Annotated in this window: 16 protein-coding genes and 1 pseudogene; 5 read left to right on the top strand and 12 right to left on the bottom strand. The window is 61.0% G+C overall.

Annotated features, from left to right (window positions below; all coding sequences use genetic code 11):
* Positions 1 to 97: 97 nt before the first annotated feature.
* Positions 98 to 1,360, top strand: a pseudogene (locus ACO07W_RS22335) (IS256 family transposase); the annotation flags it as partial.
* Positions 1,361 to 1,788: 428 nt separating this feature from the next.
* Here ACO07W_RS22335 and ACO07W_RS22330 read toward each other — a convergent pair.
* Together ACO07W_RS22330 and ACO07W_RS22325 are read right to left on the bottom strand one after the other, a co-directional pair.
* Positions 1,789 to 2,175: a hypothetical protein gene (locus ACO07W_RS22330; protein WP_421845729.1), complete on the bottom strand. Its 387-nt coding sequence runs from the start codon at positions 2,173 to 2,175 to the stop codon at positions 1,789 to 1,791.
* Positions 2,176 to 3,728: 1,553 nt separating this feature from the next.
* Complete coding sequence (locus tag ACO07W_RS22325; RefSeq protein ID WP_421845728.1) at positions 3,729 to 4,946, bottom strand: ISAs1 family transposase; 1,218 nt, start codon at positions 4,944 to 4,946, stop codon at positions 3,729 to 3,731.
* A 253-nt stretch (positions 4,947 to 5,199) separates the two neighbouring features.
* On the opposite strand from ACO07W_RS22325, the gene ACO07W_RS22320 reads away from it, so the two are divergent.
* Positions 5,200 to 5,973, top strand: coding sequence for a hypothetical protein (locus ACO07W_RS22320; protein ID WP_421845727.1), 774 nt, complete (start codon positions 5,200 to 5,202; stop codon positions 5,971 to 5,973).
* A 31-nt stretch (positions 5,974 to 6,004) separates the two neighbouring features.
* Here ACO07W_RS22320 and ACO07W_RS22315 read toward each other — a convergent pair whose 3' ends face one another.
* Positions 6,005 to 7,279 carry an IS256 family transposase gene (locus tag ACO07W_RS22315; RefSeq protein WP_421840071.1) on the bottom strand — a complete coding sequence of 425 codons (1,275 nt, stop codon included), beginning with the start codon at positions 7,277 to 7,279 and terminating at the stop codon, positions 6,005 to 6,007.
* A 495-nt stretch (positions 7,280 to 7,774) separates the two neighbouring features.
* Here ACO07W_RS22315 and ACO07W_RS22310 point away from each other — a divergent pair, with 495 nt between their 5' ends.
* Complete coding sequence (locus ACO07W_RS22310) at positions 7,775 to 8,056, top strand: hypothetical protein (protein ID WP_421845726.1); 282 nt, start codon at positions 7,775 to 7,777, stop codon at positions 8,054 to 8,056.
* Between the two features lie 210 nt (positions 8,057 to 8,266).
* Here ACO07W_RS22310 and ACO07W_RS22305 read toward each other — a convergent pair whose 3' ends face one another.
* From ACO07W_RS22305 to ACO07W_RS22265, 9 genes are all read right to left on the bottom strand, one after another.
* Complete coding sequence (locus ACO07W_RS22305) at positions 8,267 to 8,635, bottom strand: YybH family protein (protein WP_421845725.1); 369 nt, start codon at positions 8,633 to 8,635, stop codon at positions 8,267 to 8,269.
* Between the two features lie 253 nt (positions 8,636 to 8,888).
* Positions 8,889 to 10,457, bottom strand: a complete 1,569-nt coding sequence (locus ACO07W_RS22300) for a GMC family oxidoreductase (RefSeq protein WP_421845724.1) — start codon at positions 10,455 to 10,457, stop codon at positions 8,889 to 8,891.
* 3 nt (positions 10,458 to 10,460) lie between these two features.
* Positions 10,461 to 12,011 (bottom strand): APC family permease, encoded by a 1,551-nt coding sequence (locus ACO07W_RS22295; protein WP_421845723.1) that lies wholly within the window; start codon positions 12,009 to 12,011, stop codon positions 10,461 to 10,463.
* 39 nt (positions 12,012 to 12,050) lie between these two features.
* Complete coding sequence (locus ACO07W_RS22290; protein ID WP_421845722.1) at positions 12,051 to 13,538, bottom strand: aldehyde dehydrogenase family protein; 1,488 nt, start codon at positions 13,536 to 13,538, stop codon at positions 12,051 to 12,053.
* Positions 13,535 to 13,735, bottom strand: coding sequence for a hypothetical protein (locus ACO07W_RS22285; protein ID WP_421845721.1), 201 nt, complete (start codon positions 13,733 to 13,735; stop codon positions 13,535 to 13,537). The genes ACO07W_RS22290 and ACO07W_RS22285 overlap by 4 nt, the downstream gene beginning before the upstream one ends.
* A 276-nt stretch (positions 13,736 to 14,011) precedes the next feature.
* A complete protein-coding gene (locus ACO07W_RS22280) occupies positions 14,012 to 15,367 on the bottom strand; it encodes a PPE family protein (RefSeq protein ID WP_421846172.1) in 1,356 nt (451 codons plus the stop codon).
* 5 nt (positions 15,368 to 15,372) lie between these two features.
* Positions 15,373 to 16,743 (bottom strand): PPE family protein, encoded by a 1,371-nt coding sequence (locus ACO07W_RS22275; protein ID WP_421845720.1) that lies wholly within the window; start codon positions 16,741 to 16,743, stop codon positions 15,373 to 15,375.
* Positions 16,744 to 17,523: 780 nt separating this feature from the next.
* Positions 17,524 to 18,174 (bottom strand): heme oxygenase (biliverdin-producing), encoded by a 651-nt coding sequence (locus ACO07W_RS22270; RefSeq protein ID WP_421845719.1) that lies wholly within the window; start codon positions 18,172 to 18,174, stop codon positions 17,524 to 17,526.
* A 93-nt stretch (positions 18,175 to 18,267) separates the two neighbouring features.
* Positions 18,268 to 18,834, bottom strand: coding sequence for a TetR/AcrR family transcriptional regulator (locus tag ACO07W_RS22265; protein WP_421845718.1), 567 nt, complete (start codon positions 18,832 to 18,834; stop codon positions 18,268 to 18,270).
* A 272-nt stretch (positions 18,835 to 19,106) separates the two neighbouring features.
* Between ACO07W_RS22265 and ACO07W_RS22260 the strand changes: the two genes are divergently transcribed.
* Together ACO07W_RS22260 and ACO07W_RS22255 are read left to right on the top strand one after the other, a co-directional pair.
* Positions 19,107 to 19,697 (top strand): DUF3090 domain-containing protein, encoded by a 591-nt coding sequence (locus tag ACO07W_RS22260; protein WP_421845717.1) that lies wholly within the window; start codon positions 19,107 to 19,109, stop codon positions 19,695 to 19,697.
* Entirely contained in the window at positions 19,681 to 20,496 is an 816-nt protein-coding gene (locus tag ACO07W_RS22255; RefSeq protein WP_421845716.1) for an SCO1664 family protein, read from the top strand. The genes ACO07W_RS22260 and ACO07W_RS22255 overlap by 17 nt, the downstream gene beginning before the upstream one ends.
* Positions 20,497 to 20,653 lie beyond the last annotated feature (157 nt).

Raw genomic sequence — 20,653 nt, 5'->3', positions numbered from 1 at the left:
CACGGGCGTAGGTTCCGTCGCAACCGACGAAAGCTATGAAGGAGGGGCTACGCCCGTGACCAAGCGAGTATCGCCGATTGAGCGTGTGCGTGTTGAGATGGATCAGTTGTTCGCCGCGACCGAGCGGCCGTTGACCGAGATTTTGGAGGAGGTCGGGCGGTTATCGGTGCGTCTGGTGTTTCAGGTCGCCGTGGAGGCCGAGGTAGAAGCAGTGTTGGGCCGAGCCCGTCACCAGCGTCGGGTTCAGGACGGCCCGGGCGGGTACCGCAATGGGTATCAACCGCCGGCGACGGTGAAGACCACGATGGGCTCGGTCGAATTATGCCGCCCGAAACTACGCGACACCGACGAGCGGTTCTGTTCGCGGCTATTCGGTGCCGGGGTGACGCGCACCCACGCTCTGGAGGCGTTGGTGATTTCGGGATGGGTGCGCGGTTTGTCGGATCGCGACATCGAGGCCGCGTTGGCCGAGGTGCTGGGCTCGCAGGCGGCGTTGTCGCGCTCGACGGTGAGCCGGATTTGTGCGGCCATCAAAGACGAGTTCGCTGCGTGGTCGTCTCGACGCCTTGATGAGCTGGTGTTGGACTACCTGTTCTTGGATGCCTCGAACTTTCGGATGCATCCCAACGCCCCGGCCGAGCCGGTGCTGGCCGCCTGGGGCATCTGCACCGACGGCAAGCCCCTGTTTATTGGGCTGGCCCCAGCCGCAGCGGAGTCGGCTGATGCGTGGGCCGACTTCTTGGCTGACCTGAGGAACCGGGGACTACGCCCGCCGCTACTGGGCATCTCCGACGGGGCGCCGGGCCTGATCGCCGCATGGGAGACCACGTTTCCGGCAAGCCTGCGTCAGCGGTGTCTGATCCATCGCTGCCGTAACGTCATCGCCAAGACACCTGTCGCGGTCCAGGACGAGATCAAAGCCGCGTTCTGGTCGATCTTCGATGACATTGACCAGCCACCCGGCCAGCAGGCCGTGGATGAAGCCACCCGCCGCGCCGAGGAGGTCACCACCACATACCGCGGGCTCTACCCAGCCGCGGTCGCTTGCCTGGCCAACGACTTCGCCTCGCTGAGCGTGCATTTGCGCTTCCCCCGCCAACACTGGACACGCATCCGCCATTCCAACCTCATCGAACGCACCTTCGGAGAATCCCGTCGCCGGGTCAAGGTCATCGGCCGCCTACCCGGCAAAACCAGCTGTCTGTCGCTGGTATGGGCCGTCCTCGACCGCGCCAGCCGCGGCTGGCGCGGAGTCACCCAAACATCAGCGACCAGCCGCCACCTCCAAGAACTACGCCACCAACTGCTCGAGCCACCCCGCCCACTGCATCCCCCCACCACAACAACCACGACCGACACCACCGCCGCGCAACATGACCACCAGGAACATGCGCCCAGCGTTTTTACACCAGTCCTAAGACGCCACCTGCGCCCCATGCCGCCCCGCCGGAACCCTTTGACGTGTTTGTAATAGTCCATTCGAGATCCTTGCTTACTCCCTTCATTTTCCCGATGTATGTGGCAATTAGTCTAGGATCTACATCTTTATAGTCAACTGAACTGATATCCCCGCCTTTACTGCTATCCCCATCTTTACTGCCACCCCCACCTTTGTTGGAATCATCGCTGGCCATGAGCTTTCTTACCTCCGTTGTCTTAGAAGTCGAAAAAGTTAAAACCTAAAAGAGTTCGGCAGATCAACATCAAGGTATGTAGAGATAGTTTTAAGCGGTTCCTGTGTGTAATCGCTAAGTCGATTCACGGTATTGGCAATAGTCGAGTTGGGATTTAGCTGCGAATTCGTCGTAATTTTGCATTACCATTACCGGGCCATAGTCCATACCCGCCGATTGAGTGGGCGGCATACTGGGCCCAATTAGTAAAAATGGTACCGTGTAATGCTGTTGCAATGTCATTGGCTTCTTCAGGGCCTTGCTTTGCTGCCTTAATGTTTACGTTGATGCAAGGGCCTAGTTGAGTACGTGGCATTGCATTTTCTATTTCTGTACTGATGTTTACTAACATGCCTTCCTTGGCGCCGAACGTCGCCTTTTTAACCGCATCAGTGGCGAAAAAATCAAACAGAACCGGACCAAACTCTGTGGCGATAGACACTCGAAGAACCCCAGCATTCGATTGACCAGTCATTGAGTATTGCGTCGATACGGAGTTCATGATTGTGCTGATCATAAGTGATCACTGGTGTTCATCACATAGGCATCCGCTGGTTCACAGCCGGCAGACAGCAGCCTTCTGGGATTTTGAAAGGTTCGAAGGTGGCGATCTGGCTGACCGGGCGCTACGGGCGCCGGTGGTTGGACATCATCTGAATCGAACAGCTGACAGGTTTGATGTAGATGACTTCAAGAAACACCGGTTTCGTGTGTCGTGGGGCAAGGCGACGCGCGGCCTGTGGGCCGCGTCATGCCATTGCGGCGGTGCGGCTGGAGGGTGTGGCGGTCGGGTGAGCGCTCCGTTTGCCAGAGCGGCAAAGCGCCATGGGGTGCCGATGACGATCTGCTCAACCCTGGCGCGGTAACCCAAGGGGTGTGGTGGAGAACGTGAACCATACCGCCGCGCAACGTCTAGTGGCGCACCCTCGGCCCGGGTTCCGGAAAGCCCTCCGGGCCGCGGGCTCAAACTAGCTTAGCCGCACCGCGAAGTTGACCCTATTTGAGCGTTCACTTACACTGGCAAAGTGATCACTTGTGCCTGGCTTCGAATAGGGGTAGAGCATGGTATGACAGCTCGGCGACATGCCGCTTCCGCGTGACTGTAGTGAGCGCGAGACACTGCCGCATGGGCTAATCGCTCGAGGGTTGGTAGGTTTCGGGAGCTAGTCCGCAAGTAAAAGTTGGGCATTGCGTCTTGTGTGATTCTTTCACTAGTCGCAAAGAAAAATTTTCCGACATTTTATTGTTTCTGTAATGTTTATTAGGTCTAGCATTGTTGATGCGGCTGTCGCATCAAGCATTCGAAATAATTTGACTGTTCTGCGAGTCGGGCTTATTTTTGTATTGTCGAGTTGAGGTGCGGGATCGATGCAATCCCGCCATAACTATTATTCTCCACTCTCTGAACCTGTAACAACGTGATTAATCAGTAAAGCCAGTCTCCGAGTTCGCCGGGACGACTCACTCGTATTTACTGATGTTTTTCGGAGACTTGCCGGCGACAAAGCGAAATTCGATTTAAGAGAGGCCATTTGATCGAGCCAGAGGACCAAAATATAGGTCAGGATCCCGCCGGGCAACCGGACAGGGAGGGGCCAGGCGAACTGCCGGGGGAGGCCCCTGTTGTGTTGGGGGGTGAGCCTGAATATCTTGAGCCGGTAGAAGGGCGCTACGCGAATGTACCCGCGGATGCCTCGGCGGGGATATACCTTGAGCCGGCAACGTCCCCCGTGGGGTTGGGGGGTGAGGCTGACTATCTTGAGCCGGTAGAAGGGCGCTACGTCAACGTCCCCGCGGATGTCCTGCCAGGAATGCACCATGCGCCGGCAAGGTTCCCTGCCGGGTTAGGGGGCGAATCGTCATGCGTCGAACAGGGCGAACCCGGAGACCCCGAATCGGCTAGAGCTTCGGGCGGAAACTGCGTCAACTCGCCCAACCTGGGCGGAGACTACAGCGCAATAGACTCGGACCCAGAATACGCTGAGATAGACGATATAGACTCGGACCCAGATTACGCTGAGATAGATGACATAGTCCGGGGCCGAGGCAACAGGGCTACGGCGTTGTTGATTGGCAGGCTTGTGAGCTGGGGAATTGTGGGTTGAGGAGGTCTAGGCGGCGGTTGGCGGTCAAAGCGGTGATGCGGCAGGCTTCGGCGATGTTGTCGGCGCCGTTGAGGCGGTGCAGGTTGATCGCGGTGTTGCGTAGCGTTGCTAGGACCTGTGCGCCGTTTCCGGTATGTGCCCTTTGACGGTCTTCGTCGAAGGTGACGTCGCGTATCCAGTGCAGGCTGTTCTCGATTCCCCAGTGTTGACGCATCCATGTCATGATCGCGGTAGGGCGGGCGTGCTCGAACGGCAGGCTGCAGATGGCATAGACCACCTCCACGCTGCGCTGGTCGGTGGCGGTGATCAAGCGTTCACGAGTGATCCGGATGATTTGTTTTGCGTAGGGGAAGCCGATTCCTGGTGCAGCGGTGATGATTTGCAGGGTGCGGGTCTCGACACGGCCGTGGCCGCGGGAGTCGTCGGTAGCGGCGGTGGGCACCTCGGCCCAGGGCAGCGCGGTGATACGCGCAAGTATTTTGGCTTGGTTGGACTTGACGATCATCAGGTAGTGCGACTTCAAGGTGGCGCAGATCAACTTCGCGGTGACGACCTGGGTGTGCATCGCATCCACGGTGACCAGCCACCGCAAGCTACCCGGCAGTAGCTTGAGCAGGGCACGTACGCAGGTAATTTCATTGCTTTTCTCGGTGACAGCGAGTTGACCGAGCACCAAGCGGGCACGGTGGGCGAACACCGCCACTAGATGCGTGGCTGTGGCTTTGGCGCGTAAAGCACCGCGCAGCATCTTGCCGTCCAACGCGATCGGCACCAATCCACTGGGGTCGTTGCTGGCCGCGTGTGCAGTGAAGTAACTTCCCATCTTGACGTTGAGGTCGGCGGGGTCTAGCCGAGACAAAACAGCGCGGAAGGTCTTCTCACTGGGCCGCCGGAACCGGACCCCTAATTGGGCCAACACATCGTCGGGGGCGGTGGCCGCCCACGTGGCAAAGCCGGCATAGCCGCGCATCCCCGCGGCAGTGGCCAGAACCGCGATCGCCAACAAAGCCATCAGCGAATACCTCCGACCGCGTGGGTCCCTGGGGTCTGGCACCGAGGCCAACACATCGAGAAACTCCGATCGGATGAGCTCGCTGCGCTCATCAGGACTCCAGCGATCGAACACCTCTGGAACCGACGACACAGGCAATACGGAAACGGTAGGCACGGGCAACTCCAGACGAACGACGAACAGTAACCAAGTCGATCGTTCTCCAGATAGCCCGTGCCTACACTCCGGCCCCAATAGCGCGGCTCCAAAGATCATCAGCGCAGCTCACGGTCCTGCTAATCAACAACGCCGGAGCCCTGGCCGAGGCAACGGCGCAATAGACCCGGACTACGAAAACACCGGTCAGGTTCTGGCTGAGCGACTGGACCTGCAGAGAACGGGCTATTTGGCGGCGCGAGGTCCTGGTGCGTTGGGGGACGAGCCTGACTATCTCAAGCCGGTAGAAGCGCGTTACGTCAACGTACCCGCGGATGCCCCGCCGGGAATGTGCCATGCGCCGGCAAGGCTCGCTGTGGTGGACGAATACCTCTCCGTTGCACCCGACGAGCCCGTAAACCCGCAATCGGCGACAGCTTCGGGTGACTACGTCAACACGGGCAACCCGGATGCACACTACAGCGCGATAGACCCGGACTACGAAAACACCGGTCAGGTTCTGGCTGAGCGACTGGACCTGCAGAGAACGGGCGAATTGGCGGCGCAAGGTTCTGGTGAGTTGGTGGGCGAGCCTGACTATCTCAAGCCGGTAGAAGCGCGCTATGTCGATATGTCGGCAAATAGCCCGGCAGGACTGCGCCGCGCGCCGGCAAGCCGCCTCGTCGGGTTAGGCGACGAATCCCCATACGTTGGACCCGACGAGCCCGTAAACCCGCAATCGGCGACAGCTTCGGGCGACTACGTCAACACGGGCAACCCGGACGCACACTACAGCGCGATAGACCCGGACCCAGACTACGCGTCGATAGACGACATAAACCGAAGCCGAGACTACAGCGATACAGACTCGGACGCAGATTACGTCACATTACGAAAACCCGCACCAGGCTATGTCACGTTGCGGGACGAAACTCCGTATCTCTGGGACCATCGATCTGATCTTGGCTTTGGTTGGCAGCCGTGGGGAGAAGACGACGTTGAAACTCCGGAAAGTGACTCGGACGGTGGCGTCTTAGGACTGGTGTAAAAACGCTGGGCGCATGTTCCTGGTGGTCATGTTACGCGGCGGTGGTGTCGGTCGTGGTTGTTGTGGTGGGGGGATGCAGTGGGCGGGGTGGCTCGAGCAGTTGGTGGCGTAGTTCTTGGAGGTGGCGGCTGGTCGCTGATGTTTGGGTGACTCCGCGCCAGCCGCGGCTGGCGCGGTCGAGGACGGCCCATACCAGCGACAGACAGCTGGTTTCGCCGGGTAGGCGGCCGATGACCTTGACCCGGCGACGGGATTCTCCGAAGGTGCGTTCGATGAGGTTGGAATGGCGGATGCGTGTCCAGTGTTGGCGGGGGAAGCGCAAATGCACGCTCAGCGAGGCGAAGTCGTTGGCCAGGCAAGCGACCGCGGCTGGGTAGAGCCCGCGGTATGTGGTGGTGAACTCCTCGGCGCGGCGGGTGGCTTCATCCACGGCCTGCTGGCCGGGTGGCTGGTCAATGTCATCGAAGATCGACCAGAACGCGGCTTTGATCTCGTCCTGGACCGCGACAGGTGTCTTGGCGATGACGTTACGGCAGCGATGGATCAGACACCGCTGACGCAGGCTTGCCGGAAACGTGGTCTCCCATGCGGCGATCAGGCCCGGCGCCCCGTCGGAGATGCCCAGTAGCGGCGGGCGTAGTCCCCGGTTCCTCAGGTCAGCCAAGAAGTCGGCCCACGCATCAGCCGACTCCGCTGCGGCTGGGGCCAGCCCAATAAACAGGGGCTTGCCGTCGGTGCAGATGCCCCAGGCGGCCAGCACCGGCTCGGCCGGGGCGTTGGGATGCATCCGAAAGTTCGAGGCATCCAAGAACAGGTAGTCCAACACCAGCTCATCAAGGCGTCGAGACGACCACGCAGCGAACTCGTCTTTGATGGCCGCACAAATCCGGCTCACCGTCGAGCGCGACAACGCCGCCTGCGAGCCCAGCACCTCGGCCAACGCGGCCTCGATGTCGCGATCCGACAAACCGCGCACCCATCCCGAAATCACCAACGCCTCCAGAGCGTGGGTGCGCGTCACCCCGGCACCGAATAGCCGCGAACAGAACCGCTCGTCGGTGTCGCGTAGTTTCGGGCGGCATAATTCGACCGAGCCCATCGTGGTCTTCACCGTCGCCGGCGGTTGATACCCATTGCGGTACCCGCCCGGGCCGTCCTGAACCCGACGCTGGTGACGGGCTCGGCCCAACACTGCTTCTACCTCGGCCTCCACGGCGACCTGAAACACCAGACGCACCGATAACCGCCCGACCTCCTCCAAAATCTCGGTCAACGGCCGCTCGGTCGCGGCGAACAACTGATCCATCTCAACACGCACACGCTCAATCGGCGATACTCGCTTGGTCACGGGCGTAGCCCCTCCTTCATAGCTTTCGTCGGTTGCGACGGAACCTACGCCCGTGACCATTTACACCAGCGATGAGACGCGACCGACTCGGACGGGGACTATGTCGAGTTACGAAGACCGGTAAGCGGTTATGCGGCGTTGCGGGACGAAACCCCGTATGTCTGGGATCATCGATCTGATCTTGGCTTTGGTTGGCGGCCGTGGGGGGAAAGCGACGCTGAAACACTGGCCAGAGAATCCGTCGCGTTAGAGGACGAATGCCCGTACCACTGGTATCTCAGCCCCGGTTCACAGCCTTTGGGAGAAGGTGGCATTGAAACACCGGCGAGACAGTCCGCCGCGTTATCCGCGAGACAGTCTGTCGCGCTAGGGGGCGAAATCCCATACCTGTGGCATCTCAGCGCAGTAAGAGACCCCCTTGAGTTAGCTTCGGGTTTTTGCGACGCAAACAATGTGGTTTATGACCATAGAAGTATTGCCGAGCGAGTAAGTGATTTGCGGCGGATCATGTCCCGGTCGGAGTCGGCGCTGGATCACCTTCGCCAAGCCCAGGCTTCGCTGAGCACAAGTTCGCATGGAGCAACAACACGGGTCACTCAAGAAAGCCTGGCGCAGCTTGTCGACATCAACCGCAAGAACATTGCCTCCACCTCGCAACTACTGGACGCCCTCGACCTTGCTAGCGCGCAAATGGCCGATGTGGATCGACAGCTAGCGTGGAGGTTTGGCTTCTAGAGAATCAAATCGTGTCGCTCAGGGCGGCGGTGCGAATTGCCAAGGGTTGTGGATGGGGGTGTTCTGCCCCTCGTCCTTTAGGGTGGGCTGCTCAGATGGGTTCGCGTGAGATAGCGACGTGCGGTTCCGGACCGCCGCGGCGGCACCTATCGGCAAGCTCATAGGCTAGACCGCATATTTTCTGCGCGCCGCCGATTCGGTCGAGATTTGTCAACTCGCTTGAAAATGGTCTTCGCGTAGCTTCGCGGAACCGTCTTCCTGAATTACCCAAAGTTCACGGTGGATAGTTCCTTGCGCCTTGTTCATCTTCCAACTAGACGTAAGTACTGCACTTTTCTGGTCGACCACTTCGATCTGGGGATCTAGATATTCGACATCCGAGAATCCATCGTCAATAAGTTTTTGCCAAAACGCCTGAATTTTGTCGATCCCCTCGAAGGTTCCGAACGGTTCTGCCTTCATAGTTGCGGAATGCTCGTATTGTGCCCCGCATTCGGCAGCATTACCGGCGTTAAAAGCGCTCTTCCAGCGCTCGCTCGCTTCATTAACAGCCCGAACCAAATCAGCATCGTCACTCATTGCCCAAATTTCCGGTTAGATTCAAATTGAGTATCGGTAAGTTTTGCAAGACTGGTTGCAGATGCCGATCATACAGTGGCTGGCCTGGCGGCTTGCGCCGTGACCTCGCAGCACAGATCTCCTTGCCCGTCTGAGCGGGTGGTCGCGCATCGCAGCTGGTAGTGGGTGCCTCCGGAGGCTTGGATTGCAACAGCGCATATGTTCGCGTTGGGCAACCACGCCTGCGGGGCATCGGCACCCGCTAGCCGCGTGATCACATCTCGCGAATCAGATCAGCGCATTTTTCGGCCATGCTCATTACGGAAATGTTTGGGTTGACCGCAGGTAATTTCGGCATCGCCGATGCGTCGACGACGCGCAGCCGCTGCACGCCCTTGACTCGCAACTGTGGATCCAAGACCGCCATCGGGTCGTCTGGCGCACCCATCCGGGCCGTGGCTGCCGGATGATAAACGGTGTTGTGAGTCTTGCGAATGTAGTCGGTCAGTTCGTCATCGGTGACTGCGTCGGGTCCAGGAGCTAGCTCGCGGGCTACCCACGGTCGCAACGGATCCTGCTGAGCAATCTTACGAGCCAGCTTCACCCCTGCGAGCATTATCCGCTCGTCATGGCCGTCGGGGTCAGTGAAATACCGTGGGTCGACTTTGGCTCGGTCGCGGAAATCACGCGATCGTAGTCGTACGGTTCCCCGAGAGCGGCCTTGAGTTACGTTGGGGGTCAAACAGAATCCGTTGTCGGTGGTCGGGTAACCCCAGCGCAGAGTGTTCATATCAAATGGCACACTGCCGTAGTGCATCATTAGATCGGGCAGGTTGAGGCCTGCCACCGTCGTGGTGAACAGGCCGATCTCCCACCACTGCGTCGATGTTGTGACCATTGGGCGAGCGGCCTCCCAGAACACCAAGCCCTCGACATGGTCGTCGAGGTTGGAACCTACACCTGGCGAGTCGACGCGCACCGGGATCCCGAACTCGCTCAGGTGGTCGCCCGGACCGATGCCGGAGAGCATCAACAACTTAGGGGTGTCAATGGCCCCCGCGGTTACCACGACCTCGCGGCGCGCGTGCGCGACGTCGTAGCCGGTGAGGTCGGGGCGTAGATAGCGCACTCCGGTCGCGGCACTGGCCTCATCGAACAAGATTTCGCTGACCCACGAATTCGCGCGGACCTCAAGATTTTTACGGGTGCCCAGGATTGGATGCAGGTAGGCGTGCGACGTCGACATCCGGGTGCCGTCTTCGGCGGCGTTGATCTGGAACCAACCTGCGCCGTTGAGCACGGTGGTGCCCCTATTGAACGTCACTGTCGGCATGCCGAGCTTGGCCGCGGCCGCCAGCACTGCTGCGCCGCACGGGTCATTGGGCGGCACATCGCGCAGCCGGACGGGTCCGTCGCGACCGTGGTCGCCCTCGGCATCGTTGCTCTCTACGCGTTTCACATAGGGCAGAAAATGTTTGGCGCCCCATCCGGTGGCACCCATCGCTTCCCACTCGTCAAGGCCTTCGGCCGGTGGCCAAAAGGCGATGCAAGAGTTATGTGAAGAGCATCCGCCGAGCACTTTGGCCCGGGCGTGGCGCATGAAGCTGTTGCCCTTCTCCTGAGGCTCGATCGGGTAATCCCAGTCGTAGCCGGAGTCCAACAGGTGCATCCACCGGCTGAGCATCAAAATGTTGTCGTCGTCGACGTCGCTGGGGCCAGCCTCCAACAGGCAGACGCTGACCGATGGGTCCTGCGACAGGCGCGCGGCGAGCACGCAGCCCGCCGTTCCTCCCCCCGCAATGACGTAGTCGAACGTATCCCTAGCTGTGTTGCCAGATGCCAATGTTCACTCCGCGTTCTCGGTTGAATGCGATGCGAGGGTGCCCAGATCGTGGCGGCCCCTGACGCCGTACCAGGTCACTCCCAAGCCGAGGATGACGCCGATATAGACGAACGCGCCCCAGGTGTTGTACCACGGGTTGCCGTACACGACCACACGCGGCCAGGCCAGGTTCAACGCCATGCCCGCGCCCCAGAGCACCGCCAGGATGTTGACCGGCAAACCCCACCTACCCATCGTGAAATAGCGTCCTTCGGCCAGGTCTGGTGGCGGCCACTGTCCATTGAGGCGCTTTTTGAGCATCGGACCCGTCACCATCAAGTACGACAGATAGATCATGATGATCGCGATCGAGGTCAGCACTGTGAAGATCTTTGGCTGCCCGACGTTCATCACCAAGATCAGCACGGCGATCATCCCGATCACCACGGCGGGCACGATGGGTGTCTGCGTCCTCGGGTTCACCCGAGCCAGTCGTTCGCCAAATGGCAACGCGTTGTCTCTTGCCATCGCAAACGTTAACCGGATTGCCGCGGTGTGCACCGCTAGTGAGCAGACGGTCACCGCGACCAAGATGCAGACGATGAAGATCTTGCCGAGTGGGCCCCACATAACTTGCTGGACAAGGTATTGCAGGCCGCCGGTGCTCTTGCCGATCTTGGGGTCGTTGAGGTTCGGTGCCGACATCACAGCCGACGCCAGGATTGCCCCGCCAATGACGAAGGACGCCAGGATGGCCCGCAAGATCGCTTTGGGCGCGGTACGGCGCGGCTCGACAGTCTCCTCACCTAGCGAGCTTGCGGTGTCGAACCCGTACATGACGTAGCCGGACGCTAGCGACGCGATGAGGAACATCCCCAAATATCCGGTCGAATGCGCGTCGCCGTGACCGTGAGTGGAAAAGAACACTTCAGGCCCGCGTCTTATATTGGCGGCGAGGATGATTGCGATCAGACCAGCGGCGATGAGTTCGATAAAGACCCCGGCGCTGTTGATTATCGCCATGAGTCGCACACCTAGCGCGTTGACTACTGAGGTGAACAAGATGAGGATGCTGCCGAGGATGACGGCATTGGCGGCGAAATCGTAGGTGCCGGTGCCGTCGCCGATGATCTGGAAGCCGCTCCACAGCAGTGGCAAGTTCAGCTGACACGCCAGCACGACCGCTGAAAGTGTCACGATCGAGGCGGTTAGCATCAGCCATCCTGAAGACCAGCCGACCAGACGGCTGGCCAGGGTTTTGGACCAGTTGTAGACCGAGCCGGCGACCGGGTACTTGGCGGCCAGTTCCATGAAGCACAGCGCGACGGTCAGCTGGCCGACGAACACCATCGGCCATGACCCGAAATAGGCCGGTCCAGCGGTGCCGAATCCGAAATAGAACAACTGGAACGTGCCGGTGAGAATGGAGATGTAGCTCACGCCGGCGGCGAAACTCGCGAATCTCCCGATGCTGCGATCTAAGGATTCTTTGTATCCAAAATGCCCCAATCCGTGGTCATCAGATACCGTTTGGACTGAAATTTTTGTCCTGCCTTCCAGCCTGTCAATGGCCATTGCTGGTAAGTCCAGGGCGGACCGACCTTCTTGGTTGGATTAGCCGGTAAACCAGCCCAATTTCCGAGGTGTCGTATTAGTCCAGATATGTTTGTGCTCTTGGTATTCGGCTAGTCCGGCAGGTCCGAGTTCGCGACCGTTTCCGGACTTTCCATAGCCTCCCCACTCGGCGGCCGCGGTGTAGACCCCGAAGTCGTTGATCCACACCGTGCCGTGGCGTAACGCACGTGCGACCCGCTCGGCACGGGCTTGATCAGACGTACGTACGCCAGCGGCCAAACCGTAGGAGGTGTCGTTGGCCAAGTCGATGGCCTGCGCCTCGGTGTTGAACCGTTCCACCGTGAGAATCGGACCGAACGTTTCCTCCGTGACTACTCGCATCCCGCGGTCGCAGTGGTCAAAGATGGTGGGCGGAAAGTAGCTGCCGGGTTCAAATCGCGCCTCGGTGGGCCGCTGGCCACCGGTGATCAGAGTTGCTCCTTCGGAGAGTCCCAGTGCCACATAGTCTTCTACCTTCTCGCGGTGGGCCATGGAGACCAGTGGGCCGGTCTGGCTCGCGGGGTCCATGCCGTCTCCGTAGCGGATGGCTTCGGCGCGCGTCTTCAGTTGTGCGACAAACGTATCGGCGATGCTGTCTTCAATGATGAGCCGAGTCCCTGACGAGCACACTTGTCCCGAGTGCAGGAACACGCCGGTGACGACGGCGTCCACGGAGCTGTCCCAGTCGGCATCTGCGAATACGACATGCGGGTTCTTGCCCCCAAGCTCGAGGGTCACCCGGGTGACGTGCGCTGCTGCCGCACGCCCGATAACGGCGCCAGTCGACGCGCCACCAGTGAACGAGATCATATCCACATCGGGGGTGTTCGTCAGCGCGTCGCCGACGGCTGCGCCGCTCCCTTGAATGAGGTTGAGCACCCCAGCAGGCACGCCGGCCTCCTCGGCTAGCCGCACCAGGGCGATGGTGCTCAGCGGGGTCACTTCGCTGGGTTTCACGACCATGGTGCAGCCCGCGGCGAGCGCCGGCGCGATCTTCCAGCCGATCTGCAGAAGCGGATAGTTCCAGGGTGCGATGAGCACGCACACACCGATCGGCTCGCGCACAACCCGGCTAATGATCACCGGGTCGTCGACATCGACTACGCGATCCGACTCGACCGCTACCAGTCGTGCGTAGTACCGGAGTACAGAAGCCACATCATCGATATCGATGTGACTCTCGCGCAGGGTTTTTCCCGTGTCGAGTGTCTCGATACGTGCGATCTCGTCGCGATCGCGCACCAGCAAGTCAGCAATACGCTGCAGGAGCTCCGCACGCTCCGACATCGTGGTGGTGCGCCACGATGCGCTGTCAAAAGCTGCCCGCGCGGCTGCCACCGCGGCTTTGGCATCATCGATGCCCGCCTCGTCAACGACAGCGACGACGCTACCGTCGGCCGGGTTGAGCACCTCGCGGGTGGTGCCGCGGACGGCATGGCACCATTTTCCGTCGATGTACAGAATCGGGTCGTGACCAGCCGCGGTCACTGTTGGCCACCACGTAGGCTGCTTGGCGTCGGCGCGAGAATTTCGTTGATGTCGTATTTCGAGGGCCAGCGCATCTGCTCGCCCGCGGGCGCCGTTGAGATTCTCAATTCTTTCGCTACTTGGCGAACAGGCGCGCCAATCTTTGCGGGCTCCGCGATGGTGTCGCGGCTGAACTTATCGCGAAATGCGTTCGGCACGAAAAATTTCCTTTCGACCTGATGCCTGGTTGGGCGCCAAACCCGAACTCACCCTACTGATTCTCATCAATCACATCCGGCTACCCTGCCAATGCCGGACAAGCACCCGCCTGCTAGGAGGAATTCCGCATTAGCTGCCTGGCGGTGTGCTGAGTGTCAATGTCGCTCAACTGTCTAGTCCGCATAGCTGTGCCGCTGGCGGGCAGGTGAGCCGCGGTTTGCTGCGTGGGTTGCCGAAAACGGACTGTCGTTGAACGACAGGGTCCGTGGCCGTATCTACCGTTGCAAAGCCTCCTTGATCAACAGCGAGGCCGAGCGCTGGAGTACGTCTCGTTCCCTCGCCAATTCGGCAATCGCTCTTTGTAGCCGGTTGAACTCATCCCGCTCGTTGCTTGCGCCTGCTTCGTCTGGTGCCCGCGGGTCCGACTGCGCCCACTGGCCCAGCGTGTCACCAAACACGCGAGGTCGCCTAGCTTGTGGGTTGGCTGGCTCGCTGGCCGAGGTGGATGGGGGTCGAGCGCCGGTATGCCTTGGCGCGTTCACCAGGCCGGCCATCGGTGGTATTGCGCCAGACCAACCGCTGGCCCCAGTGGGTAGCGCGGTGAGCGCGCCTGCTGGGTTGGCGGCTGGCAATGCCGCTGACGCGAGTTGGATCTCCGGTGCCGCCGTTCCCCACGATGGTGGCACCGAAACATTACCGACCAGCGCCGCTTCGCCCATGCCCGCCGAAACGGATGAACCGGCCGCCGGCCCAGCCGAACCCACCAGACTCGCTCCCGCTGCTGCTGCCGCGCTCTGTTCCGCCGACACGGCCGACGCGAACGGCGTCAACGACGAACTCACCATTGGGGACAAGACATACCCGACTCCAGAGGCTAAGAACGTGGCACCACCCACGAACGATTCATAGCCTGCTGTATCCGCGCTCAGGGTCAAGTACGCATTGATGAGGTGCTCAAGCCACTGTGCGGGGCCTCCGGAGGCGAGTCCTTGCAGTGCATTGGGCACGGTGGAGAGTAGTTGAGATAGCACCGATGATGTGTGGCTTGCGGTTGAGGTGCCGGTCGTTTCAGCGACGGCGGCGCTCTGGGCGCTTGCTCCGCCAGGGTTGGTGATGTTCGGCGGTGAGGTGAATCGTGTTAGCTGCGTTGCTGTCGCCGAGCTGCCGGCGTAGCCGTACATCGCGGCGGCGTCTTGGGCCCACATCTCGGCGTAATGTGCCTCGGTTGTTGCGATCGCCGGGGCGTTTTGCCCGAACAGGTTGGTGGTGACTAACAACGCCAGTACGGCTCGGTTCTCGGTGACCAGCGGCGGCGGCACGGTTGCGGCGAATGCTGCTTCGTAGGCTGCTGCTGCGGCTGTGGCCTGACTAGCGGTTAGCGCGGCCTGGGTGGCGGTGGAGCTCATCCATGTCATATACGGGGCGGTGGCCGCGGCCATTGTCATCGACACCGGGCCCAGCCATGGCCCGTCGGTTAGTTCGGCGAGCACCGCGCGATATGAGGTTGCCGCCGAACTCAATTCCGCCGCTAATGTGTCCCAAGCCGTTGCGGCTTCCACCATCGGCCCCGAACCTGGTCCCGCATACATCCGGGCGGAATTGATCTCCGGCGGCAACTCCCCAAAATTCAATGAACTCATGGCTGGATCGCCTCTCTGATCAACCGCGCCGCCGCGTCGCGTTCCATCGCCAACTCAGCGAGTTCTTTGCGCATCGCTTCGAGGTCGTCGCGTTCACGTGCACTCAACGGGCTACTGGTGGTGTGAGCGCGATGTTCGGCTGGCACCCATCGTCCGGGCATGGCTCCGGCAGCGCGAGACCCCCCAGCTTGTGGGTTGGCTGGCTCGCTGGCCGAGGTGGATGGGGGTCGAGCGCCGGTATGCCTTGGCGCGTTCACCAGGCCGGCCATCGGTGGTATTGCGCCAGACCAACCGCTGGCCCCAGTGGGTAGCGCGGTGAGCGCGCCTGCTGGGTTGGCGGCTGGCAATGCCGCTGACGCGAGTTGGATCTCCGGTGCCGCCGTTCCCCACGATGGTGGCACCGAAACATTACCGACCAGCGCCGCTTCGCCCATGCCCGCCGAAACCGATGAACCGGCCGCCGGCCCAGCCGAACCCACCAGACTCGCTCCCAGCGTGCCATCGGCCACCGCGGATGCGTCAGTCGCGGCCGCAGCGGGCAACGCAAGCGGCATTAGCGGGGCTAAAAAGAATGGAGTCACCGAGGCTGCGAAAAATAGCCCGCTGAGATTAGACAAGTGCGTGCCAGTAACCTGAAGGAGCCTATTGATTAAACTCGGCAGTGAGGTAGTCGAAAGGCTTTCCAGCCAATTGATCGGGTTAATTGGCGCGCCGGAGGCGAGTTCTTCCAGTGCATTGGGCACGGTGGAGAGTAGTTGAGATAGCACCGATGATGTGTGGCTTGCGGTTGAGGTGCCGGTCGTTTCAGCGACGGCGGCGCTCTGGGCGCTTGCTCCGCCAGGGTTGGTGATGTTCGGCGGTGAGGTGAATCGTGTTAGCTGCGTTGCTGTCGCCGAGCTGCCGGCGTAGCCGTACATCGCGGCGGCGTCTTGGGCCCACATCTCGGCGTAATGTGCCTCGGTTGTTGCGATCGCCGGGGCGTTTTGCCCGAACAGGTTGGTGGTGACTAACAACGCCAGTACGGCTCGGTTCTCGGTGACCAGCGGCGGCGGCACGGTTGCGGCGAATGCTGCTTCGTAGGCTGCTGCTGCGGCTGTGGCCTGACTAGCGGTTAGCGCGGCCTGGGTGGCGGTGGAGCTCATCCATGTCATATACGGGGCGGTGGCCGCGGCCATTGTCATCGACACCGGGCCCAGCCATGGCCCGTCGGTTAGTTCGGCGAGCACCGCGCGATATGAGGTTGCCGCCGAACTCAATTCCGCCGCTAATGTGTCCCAAGCCGTTGCGGCTTCCACCATCGGCCCCGAACCTGGTCCCGCATACATCCGGGCGGAATTGATCTCCGGCGGCAACGCGGAAAAATCCACTACTAGTACCTCCAACATAGCTGGGCGCGACTCGTCAACGGCTGAGAGAAGTTCCTGACGATTCAGCGCTCTCTGACAGCGTCGTCTGAGTAAGAGCGGAATTTGGCTCTTCGCATGGCAAGATCCGCCGAGGACGCCTAAGTATACGAAACCGGATTCATTTTCGCGCGTCAGAATTCGGGGCCCGGCCATTGTGGATATGGGTGGTCCTCGACGCGGCGGGCGAGCGTTCAGTCCCATGTCGTCGAGTGGATCACCGCGGGGGCGGGAGCGATGGCCCCGGTTGTCCTCCCGCAAGCTACGGCGGTGATACCGCCCTTCGGATATCCAGGCCACGGTTCAAGCGGGATTTTATGAAGTACTTGCCACCCGATTGCGCGGCTGTAGGTTCTTCAACGCGAAAGGCATCAGCAATGGTTTAGCCGTATATTTTTTATGGATATATTCGAAATATCCGGGAACAAATTTGAAACTCCAGCTGGCGGCGCCACGTTTTAGGTCCGGTGACCTCGCCGCGACGAACAACTGTTCCGACTGTCGTTGCCAAACGGCACGGATTGCTTGGCTGGACTAGGGCAAGCGGCTCGGGCTGATGTCAACGCTAGCGTCGCCATTCGCGACGGCGCGACACTGATCGCGACGAGGATTTGGCGACCTGCAGGCCGTTTGCGAGACCGGCGAACACGCCATGGCGATGTGGTGGCAATCGTCGAGGGGCGCGGTATTGGCGGGATGGAGCTCCTGAAGGAGCAACCAGCGGCCCGCGGCAAGATGCGCCAATCAACGACAGTAGGTAGAGAGATTGCTCGCTAGCTCGTCGAGCAACGCCTTGTTTAAGCCGAAAGCAATCTTCACTTCGTTCACCGCGTGACCGACCTCTTCGGGCTCAAGGCCAAGTCGGTCAAGCCGGGCTCGATAGGAGTCCTTGTAGGGTTTGGGTCGCATCGGAAATGCGTAGAACGCTAGGCCGGCGCCATCCAAGCCGAAAGCGCGGTCGAGCATCTTGCCGATGGCCTGTCCACCCGATAGGTCGCCCAGGTAGCGAGTGTAGTGGTGAGCCACCAGAGCGCCTCCCCAGCAAGCGCTGGTGATGCGATCACGGTAGGCCTGCGCGGCAGGTGATTCGACGTCACGTGGGGTGCCGGGCGCCCACTCGTCTAGGTCGGCTTCAATGGCCGTCAGGCGCTCGAGCGCCGGGTCGAACACAGCGGCGACCAACGGGTCGTCGCGACGAGCCCGCACGGCGTCCTCGAGCGCGGCGTAAATCACTCGCAACCGCAGCAGGTAGTCGGCATATCCCTGCTTGTTGACGTGGCCGGCAAGTAGTTCTGTCACGAAAAGCGACCGCTCGGCTGCGTCGTGTTCTTGGGTCGAACCCTGCTTTAACGCTACGGACAACGGGGGGGTGGTGTCAGCGAAGCTCGGCTGCATGCTCTCCTCCGAGTGGTCGTTGAATATCGTGACAACATGTCAAAATCATTCTGACGAAGTGTCAAAATAGCATGCCCCGGTTGGGTCTCGTTCTTATGGCGCCGCCCCGAGTGCGCGCAGGACAAATCGCTCGATCACCGGCACCGGCAGGTCGCGAGGCGAAAGGCAGGCGTGGATTAGTGACATCGTCGCGGCCTCATCCTCGAACGCGAGCTGTCCCGTGGTCGCACCGTCGGTCAGAATCTCCCGCAACACGTCTTCGATGGCCACGACATGCTCACGGATGGCGCTCATCGTGGCCGGCGACAAGGCGCCGTAGAGTTGCGGTCCCAGCCCCATGTGAAAGCGTCGCCCGGCATCGAGCTGGTATCTGATGTAGATCACCAGTCGCTCAACCGCATCGTTGGCGTCTGTTAGATGCGTGCGCAATTCGTCGATGTAGCGACTCGTCTCATGGGATGCGAATGCGACGACCACTGCTTCTTTGTCGGAGAAGTGGTGGTATATCGCGGTGCGCCCGATGCCCGCCGCGGCCGCAAGTTTGGCCATTGTGATCGCATCAAAACTGTGCTCGGCCATCAGTGCGGCGAAGGCTTCGAAGACACGGCGTTGGACCCGCTCTCGATGCTCCTCGACGGATAAGGCGCTGATCTTAGGCACGTCCGTGACTCTAACCCCGGCGGTATGATCGCCGAGCCCTTCTGCAGCGCGGGTCATTTTGGTGCAGCCGTTCGGCGCCCCGCACTGTGACGGGAATCTCGCAATGGCGGCCTGAGATCTGGACCGGATTGCGACGAGCGGAGCCCGGCCCTGATCGGGCAGCTGCTCGGCCACTGCCGGCGTCATGTTTCGCGCCGTGGCTCGATCAGCCCCAGGGCAGCTGGCCTACGGACCATACGGTCGTGGCGTCTGCACGGTATTTTGGAGATGCTATGGCCCGCGCAATTCATGTATTCCGCACACCCGACCGCTTCGTGGCCGGAACCGTTGGCCAACCCGGAAATCGCACCTTCTACATCCAGGCGGTGCACGACGCCAGAGTGGTCTCGGTGGTGTTGGAGAAGCAGCAGGTTGCCGTCCTTGCAGATCGGATAGGAGCGTTGCTGCTTGAGGTGAATCGCAGGTTCGGCACCCCGGTGCCCCCCGAGCCTAACGAGGTCGACGACCTCAGCCCACTGATCATGCCGGTCGATGCCGAATTTCGGGTGGGGACCATGGGACTGGGCTGGGATTCCGAGGCGCAGACTGTGGTGGTCGAATTGCTGGCCGTGACCGATGCGGAGTTCGACGCCTCAGTGGTGCTCGACGACACTGAAGAAGGGCCCGACGCGGTACGGGTGTTTCTGACGCCCGAGTCGGCGCGACAGTTCGCGACTCGGTCCAACCGCGTCATCTCGGCGGGACGTCCGCCGTGCCCGTTGTGCGACGAACCGCTGGCCCCCGAAGGACACATGTGTGCACGCACTAACGGCTACCGTCGCGACGCGCTGCTCGGATCCAACGATGATGACCCCGGGGGATGATGAGTGTGAGGTGCTGCGGGACGGCGAGCTGACGGTCCTTGGCCGCATCCGCTCGGCGAGTAACGCCACCTTTCTGTGTGAGGCAACGCTGGGCGCCGACAGCGTGCATTGTGTCTACAAGCCGGTCTCTGGCGAGGAGCCGTTGTGGGACTTCCCTGACGGAACGTTGGCTGGTCGCGAACTCAGCGCCTACCTGGTGTCGACTAGGCTGGGCTGGAACATTGTGCCGTACACCGTGATTCGCGATGGGCCCGCTGGCCCTGGCATGCTGCAGCGGTGGGTGCAGCAGCCAGGTGATGCTGCCGATTCCGATCCGGCGCCCGGGCCTGACCTCGTCGACGTGTTTCCGGCAGGGAAGCCACAACCGGGCTATTTGCCGGTGCTGCGAGCCTACGACTACGCCGGCGACGAGGTTGTTCTGATGCATGCTGACGACATCAGAGTGCGGCGGATGGCGGTGTTCGACATGCTCATTAACAATGCCGATCGCAAGGGCGGGCACATCTTGCACGGGCTCGACGGTCATGTCTACGGAGTTGACCACGGCTTGTGTTTGCACGTGGAGAACAAGCTGCGCACTGTGCTGTGGGGTTGGGCCGGCAAGCCGATCGATGAGGAAACTTTGGGTTCGGTTGCCGAGTTTGCTGAGGATCTCGGTGGTTCCCTCGCCGACGCTTTTGCTGAGTGGATCACCCGCGCTGAAATCTCGGCACTGCGCCGGCGCGCATATGCGCTGCTGGACAATCCAGTGATGCCCGGACCAAACCGACACCGGCCGATTCCGTGGCCGGCTTTTTGAGCTGTTCGCTCCCGGGTCGACCCGAGCTGGCGCGCACCTCAACGCTGGTTTGACCAGGGGAACTGCCAGTAGACCGGTGCTGAAGAGCGTCAACACCAACGTCTCGGGTTGGCGTGCGCGACGCTGTTGTGGGTGGTCGAAGGAGACGGCCCACTAC

This window comes from Mycobacterium sp. (assembly GCF_965230835.1).
Taxonomy (GTDB): domain Bacteria; phylum Actinomycetota; class Actinomycetes; order Mycobacteriales; family Mycobacteriaceae; genus Mycobacterium.
The sequence above is the reverse complement of the archived record's forward strand: the minus strand, read 5'-3'. Positions and strand labels throughout refer to the sequence as shown.